This window comes from Micromonospora sp. CMU55-4, from assembly GCF_011602315.1.
Lineage (GTDB): Bacteria > Actinomycetota > Actinomycetes > Mycobacteriales > Micromonosporaceae > Micromonospora > Micromonospora chalcea.
Genome location: NZ_JAAOLH010000002.1, coordinates 83,919 through 98,514 on the forward strand (window position 1 = coordinate 83,919; position 14,596 = coordinate 98,514).

Annotated in this window: 17 protein-coding genes; 13 read left to right on the forward strand and 4 right to left on the reverse strand. The window is 72.2% G+C overall.

Going from position 1 to position 14,596, the window contains the following annotated elements; genetic code table 11:
- Positions 1–21: 21 nt before the first annotated feature.
- On the reverse strand, positions 22–2,085 hold the full coding sequence (locus tag HA073_RS03555) for an AAA family ATPase (RefSeq protein ID WP_166455695.1): 2,064 nt from the start codon (positions 2,083–2,085) through the stop codon (positions 22–24).
- Between the two features lie 236 nt (positions 2,086–2,321).
- Between HA073_RS03555 and HA073_RS03560 the strand changes: the two genes are divergently transcribed.
- From HA073_RS03560 to HA073_RS03580, 5 genes are all read left to right on the forward strand, one after another.
- Positions 2,322–2,675: a type II toxin-antitoxin system RelE/ParE family toxin gene (locus tag HA073_RS03560; protein WP_043330725.1), complete on the forward strand. Its 354-nt coding sequence runs from the start codon at positions 2,322–2,324 to the stop codon at positions 2,673–2,675.
- Positions 2,672–2,992 carry a helix-turn-helix transcriptional regulator gene (locus HA073_RS03565; protein WP_043327344.1) on the forward strand — a complete coding sequence of 107 codons (321 nt, stop codon included), beginning with the start codon at positions 2,672–2,674 and terminating at the stop codon, positions 2,990–2,992. Before HA073_RS03560 ends, HA073_RS03565 begins: the two co-directional genes overlap by 4 nt.
- A 55-nt stretch (positions 2,993–3,047) precedes the next feature.
- Entirely contained in the window at positions 3,048–3,629 is a 582-nt protein-coding gene (locus tag HA073_RS03570; RefSeq protein WP_043327342.1) for a helix-turn-helix transcriptional regulator, read from the forward strand.
- 40 nt (positions 3,630–3,669) lie between these two features.
- Complete coding sequence (locus HA073_RS03575; protein WP_166455696.1) at positions 3,670–4,911, forward strand: MFS transporter; 1,242 nt, start codon at positions 3,670–3,672, stop codon at positions 4,909–4,911.
- A 134-nt stretch (positions 4,912–5,045) separates the two neighbouring features.
- Positions 5,046–5,897 (forward strand): menaquinone biosynthetic enzyme MqnA/MqnD family protein, encoded by an 852-nt coding sequence (locus tag HA073_RS03580; RefSeq protein ID WP_030500756.1) that lies wholly within the window; start codon positions 5,046–5,048, stop codon positions 5,895–5,897.
- A gap of 44 nt (positions 5,898–5,941) precedes the next feature.
- Here the strand turns inward: HA073_RS03580 and HA073_RS03585 are convergent, their stop codons facing one another.
- The gene (locus HA073_RS03585) at positions 5,942–6,877 is read right to left on the reverse strand and encodes a serine hydrolase (RefSeq protein ID WP_166455697.1); all 936 of its coding nucleotides are present in this window, start codon (positions 6,875–6,877) and stop codon (positions 5,942–5,944) included.
- The gene (locus HA073_RS03590) at positions 6,877–7,857 is read right to left on the reverse strand and encodes a hypothetical protein (RefSeq protein WP_043327335.1); all 981 of its coding nucleotides are present in this window, start codon (positions 7,855–7,857) and stop codon (positions 6,877–6,879) included. Before HA073_RS03590 ends, HA073_RS03585 begins: the two co-directional genes overlap by 1 nt.
- A 366-nt stretch (positions 7,858–8,223) precedes the next feature.
- On the opposite strand from HA073_RS03590, the gene paaA reads away from it, so the two are divergent.
- From paaA to paaE, 5 genes are read left to right on the forward strand one after another with little or no spacing between them, the layout of a single operon-like run.
- Positions 8,224–9,291: a 1,2-phenylacetyl-CoA epoxidase subunit PaaA gene (gene paaA / locus HA073_RS03595; protein WP_166455698.1), complete on the forward strand. Its 1,068-nt coding sequence runs from the start codon at positions 8,224–8,226 to the stop codon at positions 9,289–9,291.
- The gene (gene paaB, locus HA073_RS03600) at positions 9,288–9,575 is read left to right on the forward strand and encodes a 1,2-phenylacetyl-CoA epoxidase subunit PaaB (RefSeq protein ID WP_064448426.1); all 288 of its coding nucleotides are present in this window, start codon (positions 9,288–9,290) and stop codon (positions 9,573–9,575) included. The genes paaA and paaB overlap by 4 nt, the downstream gene beginning before the upstream one ends.
- Complete coding sequence (paaC, locus tag HA073_RS03605) at positions 9,572–10,294, forward strand: 1,2-phenylacetyl-CoA epoxidase subunit PaaC (protein ID WP_166455699.1); 723 nt, start codon at positions 9,572–9,574, stop codon at positions 10,292–10,294. Before paaB ends, paaC begins: the two co-directional genes overlap by 4 nt.
- Positions 10,291–10,767 carry a 1,2-phenylacetyl-CoA epoxidase subunit PaaD gene (gene paaD, locus HA073_RS03610; protein WP_043327327.1) on the forward strand — a complete coding sequence of 159 codons (477 nt, stop codon included), beginning with the start codon at positions 10,291–10,293 and terminating at the stop codon, positions 10,765–10,767. Before paaC ends, paaD begins: the two co-directional genes overlap by 4 nt.
- A complete protein-coding gene (gene paaE / locus HA073_RS03615) occupies positions 10,764–11,876 on the forward strand; it encodes a 1,2-phenylacetyl-CoA epoxidase subunit PaaE (RefSeq protein WP_166455700.1) in 1,113 nt (370 codons plus the stop codon). Before paaD ends, paaE begins: the two co-directional genes overlap by 4 nt.
- Positions 11,877–11,888: 12 nt before the next feature.
- Here the strand turns inward: paaE and HA073_RS03620 are convergent, their stop codons facing one another.
- A complete protein-coding gene (locus tag HA073_RS03620; RefSeq protein ID WP_223201262.1) occupies positions 11,889–12,539 on the reverse strand; it encodes a hypothetical protein in 651 nt (216 codons plus the stop codon).
- A gap of 104 nt (positions 12,540–12,643) precedes the next feature.
- Between HA073_RS03620 and HA073_RS03625 the strand changes: the two genes are divergently transcribed.
- The 3 genes from HA073_RS03625 (at position 12,644) to mqnC (ending at position 14,593) form a co-directional block, all read left to right on the forward strand.
- Positions 12,644–12,922 carry a type II toxin-antitoxin system Phd/YefM family antitoxin gene (locus HA073_RS03625; protein ID WP_013283593.1) on the forward strand — a complete coding sequence of 93 codons (279 nt, stop codon included), beginning with the start codon at positions 12,644–12,646 and terminating at the stop codon, positions 12,920–12,922.
- A complete protein-coding gene (locus tag HA073_RS03630; RefSeq protein ID WP_166455701.1) occupies positions 12,919–13,329 on the forward strand; it encodes a type II toxin-antitoxin system VapC family toxin in 411 nt (136 codons plus the stop codon). The genes HA073_RS03625 and HA073_RS03630 overlap by 4 nt, the downstream gene beginning before the upstream one ends.
- 73 nt (positions 13,330–13,402) lie before the next feature.
- A complete protein-coding gene (gene mqnC, locus HA073_RS03635; RefSeq protein ID WP_030500766.1) occupies positions 13,403–14,593 on the forward strand; it encodes a cyclic dehypoxanthinyl futalosine synthase in 1,191 nt (396 codons plus the stop codon).
- The last annotated feature ends 3 nt before the right edge of the window (positions 14,594–14,596 follow it).

Genomic DNA, 14,596 nt, shown 5'->3' on the forward strand with positions numbered 1-14,596 from the left:
GGCCGCAGCCGCCCGCCCGGGTCAGGTGGCCAGCGGCGCGGGCAGCGGCTCGCGGTGCAGCACGGCCAGGCGGGAGACCGCCCGGGTCAGCACCACGTAGAGGCGGTGCAGCCCACGCGGCTCGGCGGCCACGATCGCGGCCGGCTCGACGACCACCACGTGGTCGTACTCCAGGCCCTTGACCAGCGTCGCCGGGACCACGGTTACCCGCGCCGCGGCCTCGACGTCGTCGGCCGTCGCGGTCTCGACGCCCGCGTCGGCGAGCGCCGCGCGCAGCCGGTCCACCGCGTCGTCCGCGGCGATCACACCGACCGAGCCGTCGTGCGCGAGCGCCGCCCGCACCTCGGCCACCGTCGCGGCCGTCAGGTCCTCGGCGGTACGCACATCCAGCGCGCCGTCGTGGCGAAGCGAGCGGGCCGGGGGTACGTCGACGGCGAGCGCCGGCAGCAGCCGGTTCGCGAACGCCACCACTGCCGCCGGCACCCGGAAGCCCACGCTCAGCGGCACCACAGCGGCGTCCGGCTTGCCCAGGTGGGCCAGCGACTCCCGCCAGTCGGTCGCGGCCCACGGCGCGGTGCCCTGGGCGAGGTCGCCGAGAAGCGTGATCGAGCCGTGCTCGCTGCGCCGGGCGATGGCGCGGCACTGCATCGGGGAGAGGTCCTGCGCCTCGTCCACCACCACGTGCCCGAAGCCGGCGGGCCGTTCCAGCAGCCCGGCCACCTCGTCGATGAGCACCGCGTCGGCGGCGGTCCACCGGGTCGCCTTCGCGGTACGCGCGGGCTTGCCGGACCGGAACAACTCCTGCTCCTCGGGCGTGAGCAGGCCGTCCGCGGCGGCGGCGAGCGCGTCGGCGTCGGTACGCAGCCGGTGCAGCAGCCCGTCCGGGGTGAGCGCCGGCCAGACCGCGTCGAGCAGGTCGGTGACCGGCTTGATCCGGCTCATCCGGCGCAACCAGGCGTCGCTCGGCGACTCCGCCCGGCGCGCCTCCGCCTGGCGTTGCAGCAGTCCCACCACCCGCGCCCGGACCCGTTCCCGGCCGGTGGCGTAGGGCAGCCCTTCCTGGCGCGTCTCGGTGACCAGCCGGTGCAGCGGGTCGAGCCCGATCCGCCACCGGTACGAGCCGTCCGACACCATGATCGGCTCGGTGGGCGTACCGATGTGGGCCTCGACGGCCCGGCGCAGCACCTCGGCCATCCGGACGTCGTGCTTGAGCGCGGCGGCGGCCGGGTCGTCGACAGCGCGGACCGGGACCCGCGCGACCAGGTCCTCCACGGTGGCCTGCTCGACCTCGACCTCACCGAGCGCGGGGAGCACCGCCGCGATGTACGACAGGAACGCCCGGTTCGGCCCGACGATCAGCACTCCCGAGCGGCGCAGTCGTTCCCGGTGCAGGTAGAGCAGGTACGCGGCGCGGTGCAGCCCGACCGCCGTCTTCCCGGTGCCGGGCGCGCCCTGCACGCAGATCGAGTCGGCCAGGTCGGCCCGGACCAGTTCGTCCTGCTCCGGCTGGATGGTGGCGACGATGTCGCGCATCGGGCCGACGCGGGGGCGCTCGATCTCGGCGGTGAGGATGCGGCTGGCGGTGCCGAGTTCCTCGCCCCGGTCCAGGTGCTCGTCCTCGAAGCTGGTCAGCACGCCCGCGCTGAACCCGAACCGGCGGCGTACGGCGACGCCCTGCGGGTCACGCGCGCTGGCCCGGTAGAACGACCGGGAGACCGGGGCCCGCCAGTCCAGCACCAGCGGCTCGCCCAGCTCGTCGGTGACGTGCCGCCGCCCGACGTGGTAGTCCCGCCCGGCGTGGTCCGGGTCCGTCTCCCCGAAGTCGAGGCGGCCGAAGAACAGCGGCGTGGTCGGGTCGTCGGCCAGCTCCTTGACCCGCCGGGCCATGTGCCGGCCGAGCTGCTCGGCGGTGTACGAGTCACCGGCCACCTTGTCGCCGGTGGCGAAGAGCGCCTCGGCGCGTTCCCGCATCCGTTTCAGCGCGGCTCGGGAGGCGTCGAGGTGGGCACGTTCGGCGGCGAGTTCGGCGTCGAGGTCGGGCGTGGCGTCACGTTCGGGCGTGGTGTCAAGTTCGGTTGCGGGCACTGTGAACTCCGATGGCTCAACTGAGGCTCGCTCGCGTGTCCGGGGCGGTTGGCCTGCTCCCGGCGCGGGGACGTCCGCTGCGGTGCATGCTCACCGCGGCCGTCGGGCGGCCATCCACGCTACGGCCATCCAGCCGCCCGCACCACCGATTTTTCCTGCCGAGCGTGTCACTCGACCGACCCGGCTCTTAATAATATTCTTAAGTTCGGGGGTGAGAAGTGGAGTGGGAGATTCTGATGACCGGGCAGGTCGAGGACTTCCTCGATGAGCTCTACGCTGCCGACCGTGAGTCGCACCGCCTGGTGAACCAGGCAATCCTGGTGCTGGAACGCAACGGTCCCATCGAGGGGCGCCCGCTGGTCGACAGCATCACCGCATCTCGCCTCAGTAACCTCAAGGAGCTGCGGCCTCCCTCTGCCGGGCGCACCGAGATCAGGATTCTCTTCGTCTTCGACCCGTGGCGCTCCGCGGTTCTGCTGGTCGCCGGCGACAAGTCGGGGCAGTGGACGCGCTGGTACCGGGATGCCATTCCGGAGGCGGAGCAGCTCTACGACACCTACCTCAAGGAGCGGCAGGAGGAGATTCGATGAGCGGCGTCAAGCGGTGGCGTGACACCTCGCACCTGGGCCGGGCGGTGGAGACCGCCGGTGGTGTGCAGGCATTCGAGGCCGCGATCGGTGGCATGCTCGACGAGGCCCGCGGGTGGCGTCTCGCGGAGCTGCGCAAGCGGCGCGAGATGACTCAGGAGCAGGTCGCGTTGAGGATGGGTGTGTCGGTCGCGCGGGTGTCGCAGATCGAGGCGGGCAGTGTCGCGACCCAGGACGTGCTCGCGCGATACATCGCCGCTCTCGGCGGCACGCTCAAGCTGATCGCCGATTTCGGCGACGAGCAGCTCAAGGTCGCCTGAGTCGACGGGCTCCACCCTGCGTGTCCAGGTGTCGGCGGCGCGGGATCATTGGGGCATGACCGAGGCGCGGCCCGAGCAGCGCCGAGTGACGATCAGCGACCCGCAGGTGATGCGGGCGCTGGCTCACCCGGCCCGTATGGCGATCATGGAACATCTCGGCACGCTGGAGGGCGGTGCGACGGCCACCGAGTGCGCCGAGATCGCCGGGCTGTCGCCGAGCGCGACCAGCTACCACCTGCGTGAGCTGGCGAAGTTCGGGCTGATCCGGCAGGCGCCCGGCCGGGGGGACGCGCGGGAGCGGGTGTGGCAGGCGGTGAATCCGTCGTTCCACGTCGAGGTGGGGCCGGATGCCGAACCGGAGGCACGCGCCGCCGAGGCGGCCCTGGTCGAGGCGCACATGGTCCGCGACGCCCAGCGGGTCCGGGACTGGTTGCGCCGCGCGCCGGACGAGTCGCCGGAGTGGTACGCGGCGACCTGGTTCAGCGACAGCGTGCTGCTGGTGACCGCCGAGGAGTTGAGCGAGTTGAACCAGGCGATCCAGGCGCTGATGGAGCCGTACCGGCGGCGGCATCGGGCCGATCCACCCGCCGGGGTCCGTGCGGTGGCGGCTCAGTACCGGGCGATGCCCATCGACTGAGGGGTTGCGCGCACCAGGTGTGAAGGATTATTTTCGAAGTATGTCCTTCGCATCTGGCTCCTCGTGCTGGCCGGACGTCTGGCTCGCGGCCACCGCGCGTGGCATCTCCAGTTGCGGGAACTTCCTGGTCACCAGCGCCCTCACGCTCGCGCTCCAGTCCGCCGGGGCCGGTGGGCTCGCCGTCTCCGGGCTGCTGCTCGCCGCGACGCTGCCGCTGGTCGCGCTCGCGCCGCTGACCGGTCGTCTCGCCGACCGGGTGGACAGCCGGGTGCTGCTGATCGCGACCGGGCTCGGTCAGGGGGCGACCTGCCTGGCGCTCGCCTACGCACGGGGTCCGGCGCTGGTGATCGCCCTGGTGGCACTTCTGGCCACCGGCCTCGCGGTCTCCCAGCCGGTGATCTCCGCGCTGGTGCCGGTGATGGTGCGGCCGGAGGACCTGCCCCGGGCCGGCGCGCTCAACCAGACCGCCGGCACACTCGGCGCGCTCGCCGGACCGGCGTTGGCCGGGCTCCTGGTCGGCCAGTTCGGCACCCGGGTACCGCTGCTCCTCGGCGCGCTCAGCTATCTCTCCCTGGTGGCGGCCGGGCTGCTCGTCCGTACCCGAAGGGGTGGCCGCCGGGTGACCGTCGGCGCCGCCGCGGCGGTCGCGCCCCCGTGGCGGTTCCGGCGCGACCCGCTGCTGACGGTGACGGTCGGCAGCGTGGCCGCGGTGATCGGCGCGGTCGGGGCGGTGAACGTGATCGAGGTCTTCTTCATCCGGGAGACGCTCGGCAGCAGCGCCACCGTGTACGGGCTGGTCACCGGCTCGTGGACGCTCGGCATCGTGCTCGGCGCGTGGCTGTTCGCCCGGATCGCCCGCCGGCTCGCCGACGACGGCGCGCTGCTCGGCGCCGGGCTGGTGCTGCTCGGCGGATGCTGCCTGGCGGTGCTCGTGTCGGCGGCGGTGCCCTCGGCGTGGCTGCTCGTGCCGATCTGGTTGCTGGGCGGGGTCGGTAACGGCGGCGACAACGTCTTCAACAACCTCCTGCTGGCCCGGCGGGTGCCGGAGGCGGCCCGGGGCCGGGCGTTCGCGGTCTTCGGCGCGGCGGCACAGGGCGCCGCGATGGGCGGCTACCTGGTCGGGGGCCTGCTGCTGGAGGTGGCCGGCCCGCGCACGCTGATCGCCGGCTGCGGCGTGGCCGGCCTGCTGGTGGTGGCGGCGCTGGCCGGGCCGGTCCGCCGGGCGGTACGCGCCGAGCGCGCCGTCGTCCCCGCCGCAGCCGTGGCGGCGGAGGCCGCGTGAGCTGGTGTTAAGAAGGGCCCCTTCCGCTACCGGAGGCGTTAACAAGGGGCCCTTCCTTACCGCCGGGTGCGGAGTTCACCACTCCATCGGATCCCCCGGCGGCGGGGGAGAGGTCGCGGCGATACGGTCGGGTCATGGCCGATCGCATCGCCCGCCCCCGGGTGGGGCACATCCAGTTCCTCAACTGCCTGCCCATCTACTGGGGGCTGATGCGGTCCGGCGCGCTCATCGACGTCGACCTGCACAAGGACTCGCCGGACCGGCTCAGCGCCGACCTGGTCGCCGGTGACCTCGACATCGGCCCGATCACGCTCGTGGAGTTCCTCAAGCACGCCGACGACCTGCTGCTCCTGCCCGACCTGGCGGTCGGCAGCGACGGGCCGGTGCTCTCGGTGAACATGGTGTCCACCCGCCCGCTGGGTGAGCTGGACGGCGCCCGGGTCGCGCTCGGCTCCACCTCGCGTACCGGGGTGCTGCTGGCCCAGCTGCTGCTCGCCGAGCGGCACGGGGTGCGGCCGGAGTACTTCCGCTGCCCGCCGGACCTGACCCAGATGCTGCTGGAGGCCGACGCCGGGGTGCTGATCGGCGACGTGGCGCTGCGCGCGCTGTACGAGGCGCCCGCCAAGGGCCTCGAGGTGACCGACCTGGGTCAGGCGTGGCACGACTGGACCGGGCTGCCGATGGTCTTCGCCGTCTGGGCGGTACGCCGTGACTTCGCCGCCGCCCACCCCGGCCTGGTCAAGGAGGTGCACGAGGCGTTCCTGCGCTCGCGTGACCTGTGCCTGGCCGAGCTGGACCAGGTGGCGGAGGCGGCGGCCCGCTGGGAGACGTTCGACGCGGACACGCTCGCCACGTACTTCCGGGCGCTGGACTTCTCGCTCGGTGAGCGGCAGGTGGCCGGGCTGCGCGAGTTCGCCCGCCGGGCGGCCGCGTACGGGGAGGTGCCGGCGCTGCCGGCCGACGGTCCGGAGTTCTTCCAGGGCTGAGCGTGCGGCCCGGCTGCCGACCCCGCGGTAGGCGGCCGGGCGGGTCAGGTCGCCGGGCGCAGCAGCGCCTTGGTGATCCGTTCGCAGGCGTCCATGCCGTACTCCCAGCCGCCCTCGACACCGAACGGGCTGCGGACCATCACGCCCATCGTCCACGTGTCGCCGATGGCGAGGCAGTTGACGTGGTACTCCTTTTCCTTGTCCCGGTCGATCCACCCGTTCTTGATGGCGATCTTCTTCTGCTGGGCGGCCGGGAACGCCTTGCGGATGCCGAAGTCACCGGGGGCGCGTACCTGGCGCATCTCGTTGAGCAGCCACTTGGTCCACTTCGGCCCCGCCGCGCGGCCGTCGTCGATGCAGAGCCCGAGCCGGGCGGTGTCCCGGGGAGACAGCTCGGTGCGGCTCCAGCCGCCGTCGTCGGCGACCGCGCTGTCGGTGAGCTTGCAGATCGAGATGAGCCGCTCGATCGAGTCGGAACCGCCCACGCTCTCGTAGAACTCCTGGGCGCGGGTGTTGTCGCTGTCGCGAATGATCTTCGTGGCGTCGGCCAGCTTCGCCTCGCTCGGCGTCCTGCCGTCCTCGGCGCGCAGGCGCAGGTAGTCGGCCACCACCCAGGACTTGATCAGCGAAGCGGTCGTGCTGGTCTCGTCCATGTTCGCCGAACCGATGATCTTTCCGGTGCGCTTGTCCAGCACGGACCAGGCGTACCAGCCCTTGATCTTCAGGCTGTCCAGGTTCTTCTCCTGGAACGGCAGCGGGGTGAGCGCCGGTGAGGGGGCGACGCGCGGCGCGTTGCGGTCGACGGTTTGCCGAGCGGACCGCTCGCTCGTCGGCTCGGGATGCGAGTTCGCGGTGGCCTCCAGCGGCGAGCCGGGGATCACCCGCAGGGAGAGGCCGAGCAGTCCGAGGAGAACCACTGCCAGGGCGCTGAACGCCAGCGGGCGGCGATGGCTGCCGGGTCGACGCCGGGCGCCGGCCATCAGAGCTTCCCGGCCGGCTGTTGCGGCACCTTGAGCGCGGCGCCGGGCTGCGGCGTCACGAGCTGGGTGGCGACGCTGGCGCACATCTTCGCGCCGTACGACAGGCCGGCCCTGGCCGGGTAGCGCATCATGACCGAGAGACTCCACTTGTCGGTGAACGCCAAGCAGCTGACGTGCCAGTTGCCGTCGTAGGCGAGCCGCGTCCAGCCGTTCTTCATGTGCACCGGGCCCTGCGCCTTGATCGTCGCGGGCAGGCCGTCGATGATGCCCCACCGGCCGCCGCCGGAGCGCTCCTCCTGCTGCTTGACGCTGCCGGCCACCTTGGTCATCTCGCTGAGCAGCCACTTCGTCCACTTGGGCCCGGCCGCGCGGCCGTCGGCGATGCAGTCGCCGAGGCGGACCGCGTCCCGGGGGGACATCTCGGTGAAGCTCCACCAGCCCTCGTAGTCGGGCACGTCGCCGGGCCTGGTGTCGGTCAGGCCGCAGATCCGGATCGCGCGCGCGATGACCGGGTCCGGCTTGCCGCCCGGCTGCGGGCGGTAGGAGCCGCCGGCCGCCCGGTAGACCCGGTTGGCGCCGTCGTCGTCGCTGTCCCGGATCGCCAGGATCGCCGCCTTCTTCAGGTCGTCGCTCGGCTCCTTCTCGCCGAGCTGGCGCAGGTAGTCCGCGACGATCCAGGCCTTGAGCATCGACTCGGTGGAGCTGGTCTGGTTCATGTTCTTCGCGCCGGTGACGGTGCCCGTCTCGCGGTCCATCAGTGCCCAGGAGAAGAACTCGCCCTCGAACTTCACCGAGACCGGCGCGTCGGCGAGCGTCGGCGGTGCGGGCGCGGTCGGGCTCGGCGCCGGGACCTGTCCACCGCCGCCGATGCCGCCCTCGCCGCTGCCGCCGGCGAACTTGGCGTACGCGGCGGGCACCAGCATGACGCCACCGACGAGGACCGCCACGATGGCGAGCACCATGGTCACGCGAGGTCGCATGAGTGGTGAACTCCAGATGTATGGCCGGGGGGACCGGCGCTTCCGCAGGTTTCGCTCCGGTCGCCACAAGGCCGGGGGACGTTGGCCTGAACGGTGACGATCTTGGAGCCGAACGGCTTGCCGGGGGAAGTCTACTTCCGGACTGTCGATATGCCAGGTCTCGACACCCGCCGACTTGGTGGGAAGGGCGGGTTATTGACGTGCTTTGCCAGCCTTGGGAGGTTTCACCTTCATTGAGTGATCGACATCACAGTCACTCTCCGATTGCTGGCGATGACGGCAGGCGCTTGTCCGGTCGTGGAAGGCGGCTCGCGAATGCTGTTACACCCTCTGGTGTCAATCGTGCCGAGCTGTAACACTAGCTACATGTATGGCAATGACTTCGCTCCGCCGGGGGACGCTCCGGGCGGCGGCCTGCTCGGCGAAGTGGAGGCCGCGGAGGCGGCGCTGCGCGAAGCGGCGGCGCGTGCGCGGCGCGGCGGTCCGGCGCCGGACGAGGACGTCGAGGCGTACTTCGCCGACGTCATCGACGCGGACCAGAAGATCGAACCCCGCGACTGGATGCCCGAGGCGTACCGCAGGACGCTGATCCGGCAGATCGCGCAGCACGCGCACTCCGAGATCATCGGCATGCAGCCGGAGGGCAACTGGATCAGCCGGGCGCCGTCGCTCAAGCGCAAGGCGATCCTGCTGGCGAAGGTGCAGGACGAGGCCGGCCACGGCCTCTACCTCTACGCGGCGGCCGAGACGCTCGGCATCAGCCGCGACGAGCTGGTGGACCTGCTGCTCGACGGGCGGCAGAAGTACAGCTCGATCTTCAACTACCCGACGCTGACCTGGGCCGACGTGGGCGCGATCGGCTGGCTCGTGGACGGCGCGGCGATCGTCAACCAGGTGCCGCTGTGCCGCTGCTCCTACGGCCCGTACGCCCGGGCGATGATCCGGGTCTGCAAGGAGGAGTCGTTCCACCAGCGGCAGGGCTACGAGATCCTGCACACGCTGGCGCACGGCACCGAAGCGCAGAAGGCGATGGCCCAGGACGCGGTGGACCGCTGGTGGTACCCGTCACTTGCCATGTTCGGCCCGCCGGACGGCGACTCGACGCACAGCGCCCAGTCCATGGCCTGGAAGATCAAGCGCTTCTCCAACGACGAGCTGCGCCAGCGCTTCGTCGACATGTGCGTCGGCCAGGCGGAGGTGCTCGGCCTCACCCTGCCCGACCCGGACCTGCGCTGGAACGACGAGCGCCAGGCGTACGACTACACCCAGCCCGACTACGACGAGCTGATGCGGGTCATCAAGGGCAACGGGCCGTGCAACAGGGAGCGCATGGCGCACCGGCGCAAGGCGCACGCCGACGGCGCGTGGGTACGGGAGGCCGCCGCGGCGTACGCCGCGAAGCGGGCGGAACGAAAGGAACCGGTGGCGGCATGAGCAGCTCGTCCTCTCCCCTCTGGGAGGTCTTCGTGCGGGCCCGCCGTGGCCTGTCGCACACCCACGTCGGCAGCCTGCACGCCCCCGACGCCGAGCTGGCCCTGCGCAACGCCCGGGACCTCTACACCCGCCGCCAGGAGGGCGTATCCATCTGGGTGGTGCCGGCGAGCGCGATCACCGCGTCCAGCCCGGACGAGAAGGACTCGTTCTTCGACCCGGCCGCCGACAAGGTCTACCGGCACCCCACCTTCTACGAGGTCCCCGAAGGGGCGGCGCACCTATGAGCCGGTTCGACTTCACGCTCGCCATCGGCGACGACGCGCTCATCGCGGCGCAGCGCCTCGGCGAGTGGACCTCCCGCGCGCCGGAGATGGAAGAGGACATCGCGCTCGCGAACATCGCCCTCGACCAGCTCGGCGCGGCGCGGCTGCTGCTCACGTACGCGGGCGAGCTGGAGGGCGCGGGCCGCGACGAGGACGACCTGGCCTACCTGCGCGACGACCACGAGTTCCGCAACTGCCTGCTGGTCGAGCTGCCGAACGGCGACTTCGGCGTGACCATGGCGAAGCTGTTCTTCCTGGCCGCGTACCAGGTGCCGCTCTACACGGCGCTGGCCGGCTGCGCGGACGAACGGCTCGCGGCGGTCGGCGCCAAGGCGCGCAAGGAGTCGGCGTACCACCTGGACCACGCGGCGCTGTGGGTGAAGCGGCTCGGCGACGGCACCGAGGAGTCGCACCGGCGCATGCAGGACGCGGTCGACGAGGTGTGGCCGTACGTCCACGAGCTGTTCAACCCGGATCCGGCGGCGCCGGTCGACCCGTCCACCCTTCGGGCCGACTTCGACGCCACCGTGTCCGCCGTGCTGGACGAGGCGACGCTCACCCGCCCGGAGACGGGCTGGACGCCCGGTGGTGGCCGGGACGGCCTGCACACCGAGCACCTCTCGTACCTGCTCGCCGAGATGCAGGTGCTGCACCGCGCCCACCCCGGAGCGAGCTGGTGACAAGCGCGAGGGACGCCGCGGCGGCGGTGGTGGACCCGGAGATCCGGGTCATCACCATCGACGAGCTGGGCATCCTGCGCGCCGTCGACGAGGAGCCCGGCACCGGCCGGGTCGTCGTCACGATCACCCCCACCTACACCGGCTGCCCGGCCATGGACGTGATCCGGGCGGACATCCGCCGGGCGCTGGCCGCTGCCGGGCATCCGGACGCCGAGGTCCGCACGGTCTACCACCCGGCGTGGAGCACCGACTGGATCTCCGACGCCGGGCGGGCCAAGCTCGCCGCCGCCGGCATCGCCCCGCCCGCGCCGCGCGGCGACGACACGGTGGTGCCGCTGACGCTGGCCGTACGCTGCCCGCGCTGCGGGTCGCCGGAGACCACCCAGATCAGCCGTTTCGGCTCGACAGCGTGCAAGGCGCTGTGGCGCTGCCGCTCCTGTTCCGAACCCTTCGACCACCTGAAGGCGCTGTGACTGTCACCATCACGCGGCCGGTTCGCCGCCGGCCGGTCTTCCACCCGCTGCCCGTGGCCGCCGTGGACCGGCTCACCGACGACTCGGTGTCGATCACGTTCGCGGTGCCGGAGGAGCTGCGCGAGACGTTCGCGTTCTCCGCCGGGCAGCACCTCACGGTCCGCCGTCCGGCCGACGCCGACGGCGGGGAGGTGCGGCGGTCGTACTCGATCTGCTCCACCCCCGACGAGCTGGCCCGGCACGGCCGGTTGCGGGTCGGGGTGCGTGAGGTGCCGGGCGGGGCGTTCTCCGCGTACGCCTGCGGCGCGCTGCGTGGCGGCGACACCGTCGAGGTGCTGCCGCCGCTGGGCCACTTCACCTCCGCGTTCACCCCGGACCGGGCCCGCCGGTACGGCGCGGTGGTCGCCGGTTCCGGCATCACCCCGGTCCTCGGCCTGGCCGCGACCGCGCTGGCGACCGAGCCGCGCAGCACGTTCACGCTGGTGTACGGCAACCGCACGGCGAACTCGGTGATGTTCGCCGAGGAGCTTGCGGACCTGAAGGACCGCTATCCGACCCGGCTGCACCTGGTGCACGTGCTGTCCCGGGAGATGGGCGAGTCGGCGCTGCTGTCGGGGCGGATCGACGCCGACCGGCTGACCCGGCTGCTCGACACCGTCGTGCCGGGGGACGAGATCGAGGAGTGGTTCCTCTGCGGCCCGTACGGGATGGTGGTGGACGCCAAGGCGGTGCTGGCCGGCCGCGGCGTGCCGGACGCGGCGGTGCACACCGAGCTGTTCCACGTCGACGCCCCGCCGGAGCCGGTCCGGCGTGAGGTCGAGCGGCCCGGCGCGGGCACCGACGTGACGATCGTGCTGGACGGGCGCTCGTCCAGTTTCACGATGGGCCGGGACGAGCGGGTGCTGGACGCGGCGCTGCGGGTGCGCGGCGAGCTGCCGTACGCCTGCAAGGGCGGGGTGTGCTCGACCTGCCGGGCCAAGGTGACGTCCGGCGAGGTGACGATGGCGCGCAACTACGCGCTGGAGCCGGACGAGGTGGCCTCCGGTTACGTACTGACCTGTCAGTCGAGTCCCGTAACCGACGAGCTGACCGTCGACTACGACGCCTAGCGGCGCCGCCGCTCAGATCACCACGGGCGGTGCCGTGGCGGCGCGGCCACGGGCCCGGCTGACGTGGCCGCGCCACCCGCCGACGAGCGCGAACAGGGTCCATCCCGCCGCGCCGAACACGAGCATGCCCCGCTTTCCGTCCGGGTCCACGTCCCGCGCGTCGGTCAGTTCCACCTCACCACGCGGGTCGACGACCACTGTCAGCCGCTGGCCCACCCGGTAGCCGGGGGAACTGCCCCGGTAGACCAGCGGCTCGTCCAGCCGGCCGGCGTCGCCCTGGAGGGCGAACTCGTGCCGCTTGCCGGCCGTCTGCACGTCGGTGATGGTCACCTGCTGGGCGACGCCGCGCTCCCGGAGCACCGACTCGGGGGCGAGCTGGACGGCGCCCACCAGCACGAACAGGGCCGGCAGCACCGACAGGAGGGTCAGCCACCAGCCCCGGTGCAGCAGGCGCAGGCCGACCGCGAAGGCGAGGCAGCCGACCAGGCCGACGGAGATCGGCACCGCGATCGGGAGTCCCACGGTGAGGTGGCCGACCGCCGCGGTCACGACGATCACGGCGAGGCCGAAGCCGACGAGCACGGCGGTCATCGTGAGGGACCAGAGGGCGGAGCGGGCGCCGGCCACGCGTACGGGGGTGGGCGGGGGCGATACGACTGACACGCCGAGAGCGTAGACGGGCGACGCCAGCGCTCCGCTTCCCGCGGTGGCGCTTCGGGTCGACCACCATCCGTGACGGGTAGAACGTTACGTTCTACACTTGCCTGATGGAGCAGATCGCCGTCCGGGAGCTGAACCAGCACACCAGCCGGGTGCTGGCGCGGGTGCGCGCCGGTGAGACGGTCGAGGTGACCGATCGGGGTGAGCCGATCGCCCGCCTGGTCCCGGTGCTGGCCGGCGACGCGCTTCTCGGCCGGTTGGTGGCCGAGGGCCGGGCCACGGCCCCGACCACGACCGGCCCGGTCCCGATGCCGCCGGTGCTCGGGGATCCCACGGTGGACGCCGCGGCCGCGCTGGTCGAGGCACGCGACGAGGAGCGTTGGTGATCTACCTCGACTCGGCGGCGGTCATCAAGATGCTGCGGCGGGAGGCGGAGACGCCGGATCTGCTCGGCTGGCTGAACGAGCGCGCCGGCACCGCGCTGGTGTCGTCGGCTCTCGTCGAGGTGGAGGTGCCGCGGGCGTTGCGTCGTGCCGCTCCACAGGCGCTGGTGGGTGTCCCCTCGGTGCTGGGACGTCTCTACCGGGTCGAGATCGACGCCACGGTCCGTGCGACGGCGGGCGCGTATCCGGAGCCGATGCTGCGCAGCCCGGACGCCGTCCACCTCGCCACCGCCGAGGTCCTGGCCCGGCAGGCGGCGGCCGAGTTCGTCGCGTTCGTCACGTACGACAAGCGGCTGCTGGAGGCGGCCAGGGCGATCGGGCTGCCGGTGGCCAGTCCGGGGATGCCCTGACCGGGTGGGTCTCTCGTCACCGGGTGAGGAGTGGCGTTTCCCGCCGTCGGGCCCGCGACGTACGCTCGGGAGTGTGACGGCGAACCGGGAGATCGACGACATCCTGCAACGCGGCGCGGACGGCGGGCGCATCACGCCCGAGGAGGCGCTGCTGCTCTACACCGACGCGCCCTTCCACGCGCTGGGCGAGGCGGCCGACGCGGTACGGCGGCGCCGCTACCCGGACAACATCGTCACGTACCTGATCGACCGCAACATCAACTACACGAACGTCTGCGTGACGGCGTGCAAGTTCTGCGCGTTCTACCGGGCCCCCAAGCACAAGGAGGGCTGGACCCACCCGACCGAGGAGATCCTGCGCCGCTGCGGCGAGGCGGTCGAGTTGGGCGCCACCCAGGTCATGCTCCAGGGCGGCCACCACCCGGACTACGGCGTGGAGTACTACGAGGAGCTGTTCTCCTCGGTCAAGAAGGCGTACCCGCAGCTCGCGATCCACTCGATCGGCCCGAGCGAGATCCTGCACATGGCGAAGGTCTCCGGCGTGAGCCTGGACGAGGCCATCGCCCGGATCAAGGCCGCGGGCCTGGACTCGATCGCCGGCGCCGGCGCCGAGATGCTGCCGGACCGGCCGCGCAAGGCGATCGCGCCGCTGAAGGAGTCCGGCGCCCGCTGGCTGGAGGTTATGGAACTGGCCCACCGGCAGGGCCTGGAGTCGACCGCCACCATGATGATGGGCACCGGCGAGACCAACGCCGAGCGCATCGAGCACCTGCGGATGATCCGCGACGTGCAGGACCGCACCGGCGGCTTCCGGGCCTTCATCCCGTGGACGTACCAGCCGGAGAACAACCACCTGAAGGGCCGCACCCAGGCGACCACGCTGGAATACCTGCGGCTGGTCGCGGTGGCCCGGCTGTTCTTCGAGACGGTGCCGCACCTGCAGGCGTCCTGGCTGACCACCGGTAAGGACGTCGGGCAGCTCGCGCTGCACATGGGCGTGGACGACCTCGGCTCGATCATGTTGGAGGAGAACGTCATCTCCTCCGCCGGGGCCCGGCACCGCTCCAACCTGCACGAGCTGATCGGCATGATCCGGTCGGCCGACCGGATCCCCGCCCAGCGGGACACGCTCTACAACCGGCTCGCGGTGCACCACACGCCCGCCGACGACCCGAGCGACGACCGCGTGGTCTCGCACTTCTCGTCGATCGCTCTGCCCGGCGGCGGGGCCGGGAAGTCGCTGCCGCTGGTCGAGGTCAACTGACCT

Bases quoted from the DNA above. Each gene is read 5' to 3' on its own strand.
- HA073_RS03625 (WP_013283593.1), top strand. From the start codon at position 12,644: ATGGAGCAGATCGCCGTCCGGGAGCTGAACCAGCACACCAGCCGGGTG.
- HA073_RS03580 (WP_030500756.1), top strand. From the start codon at position 5,046: ATGGCCGATCGCATCGCCCGCCCCCGGGTGGGGCACATCCAGTTCCTC.
- HA073_RS03560 (WP_043330725.1), top strand. From the start codon at position 2,322: ATGACCGGGCAGGTCGAGGACTTCCTCGATGAGCTCTACGCTGCCGAC.
- HA073_RS03590 (WP_043327335.1), bottom strand. From the start codon at position 7,857: ATGCGACCTCGCGTGACCATGGTGCTCGCCATCGTGGCGGTCCTCGTC.
- HA073_RS03565 (WP_043327344.1), top strand. From the start codon at position 2,672: ATGAGCGGCGTCAAGCGGTGGCGTGACACCTCGCACCTGGGCCGGGCG.
- HA073_RS03575 (WP_166455696.1), top strand. From the start codon at position 3,670: ATGTCCTTCGCATCTGGCTCCTCGTGCTGGCCGGACGTCTGGCTCGCG.
- paaA (WP_166455698.1), top strand. From the start codon at position 8,224: ATGTATGGCAATGACTTCGCTCCGCCGGGGGACGCTCCGGGCGGCGGC.
- paaB (WP_064448426.1), top strand. From the start codon at position 9,288: ATGAGCAGCTCGTCCTCTCCCCTCTGGGAGGTCTTCGTGCGGGCCCGC.
- HA073_RS03570 (WP_043327342.1), top strand. From the start codon at position 3,048: ATGACCGAGGCGCGGCCCGAGCAGCGCCGAGTGACGATCAGCGACCCG.
- paaC (WP_166455699.1), top strand. From the start codon at position 9,572: ATGAGCCGGTTCGACTTCACGCTCGCCATCGGCGACGACGCGCTCATC.
- HA073_RS03585 (WP_166455697.1), bottom strand. From the start codon at position 6,877: ATGGCCGGCGCCCGGCGTCGACCCGGCAGCCATCGCCGCCCGCTGGCG.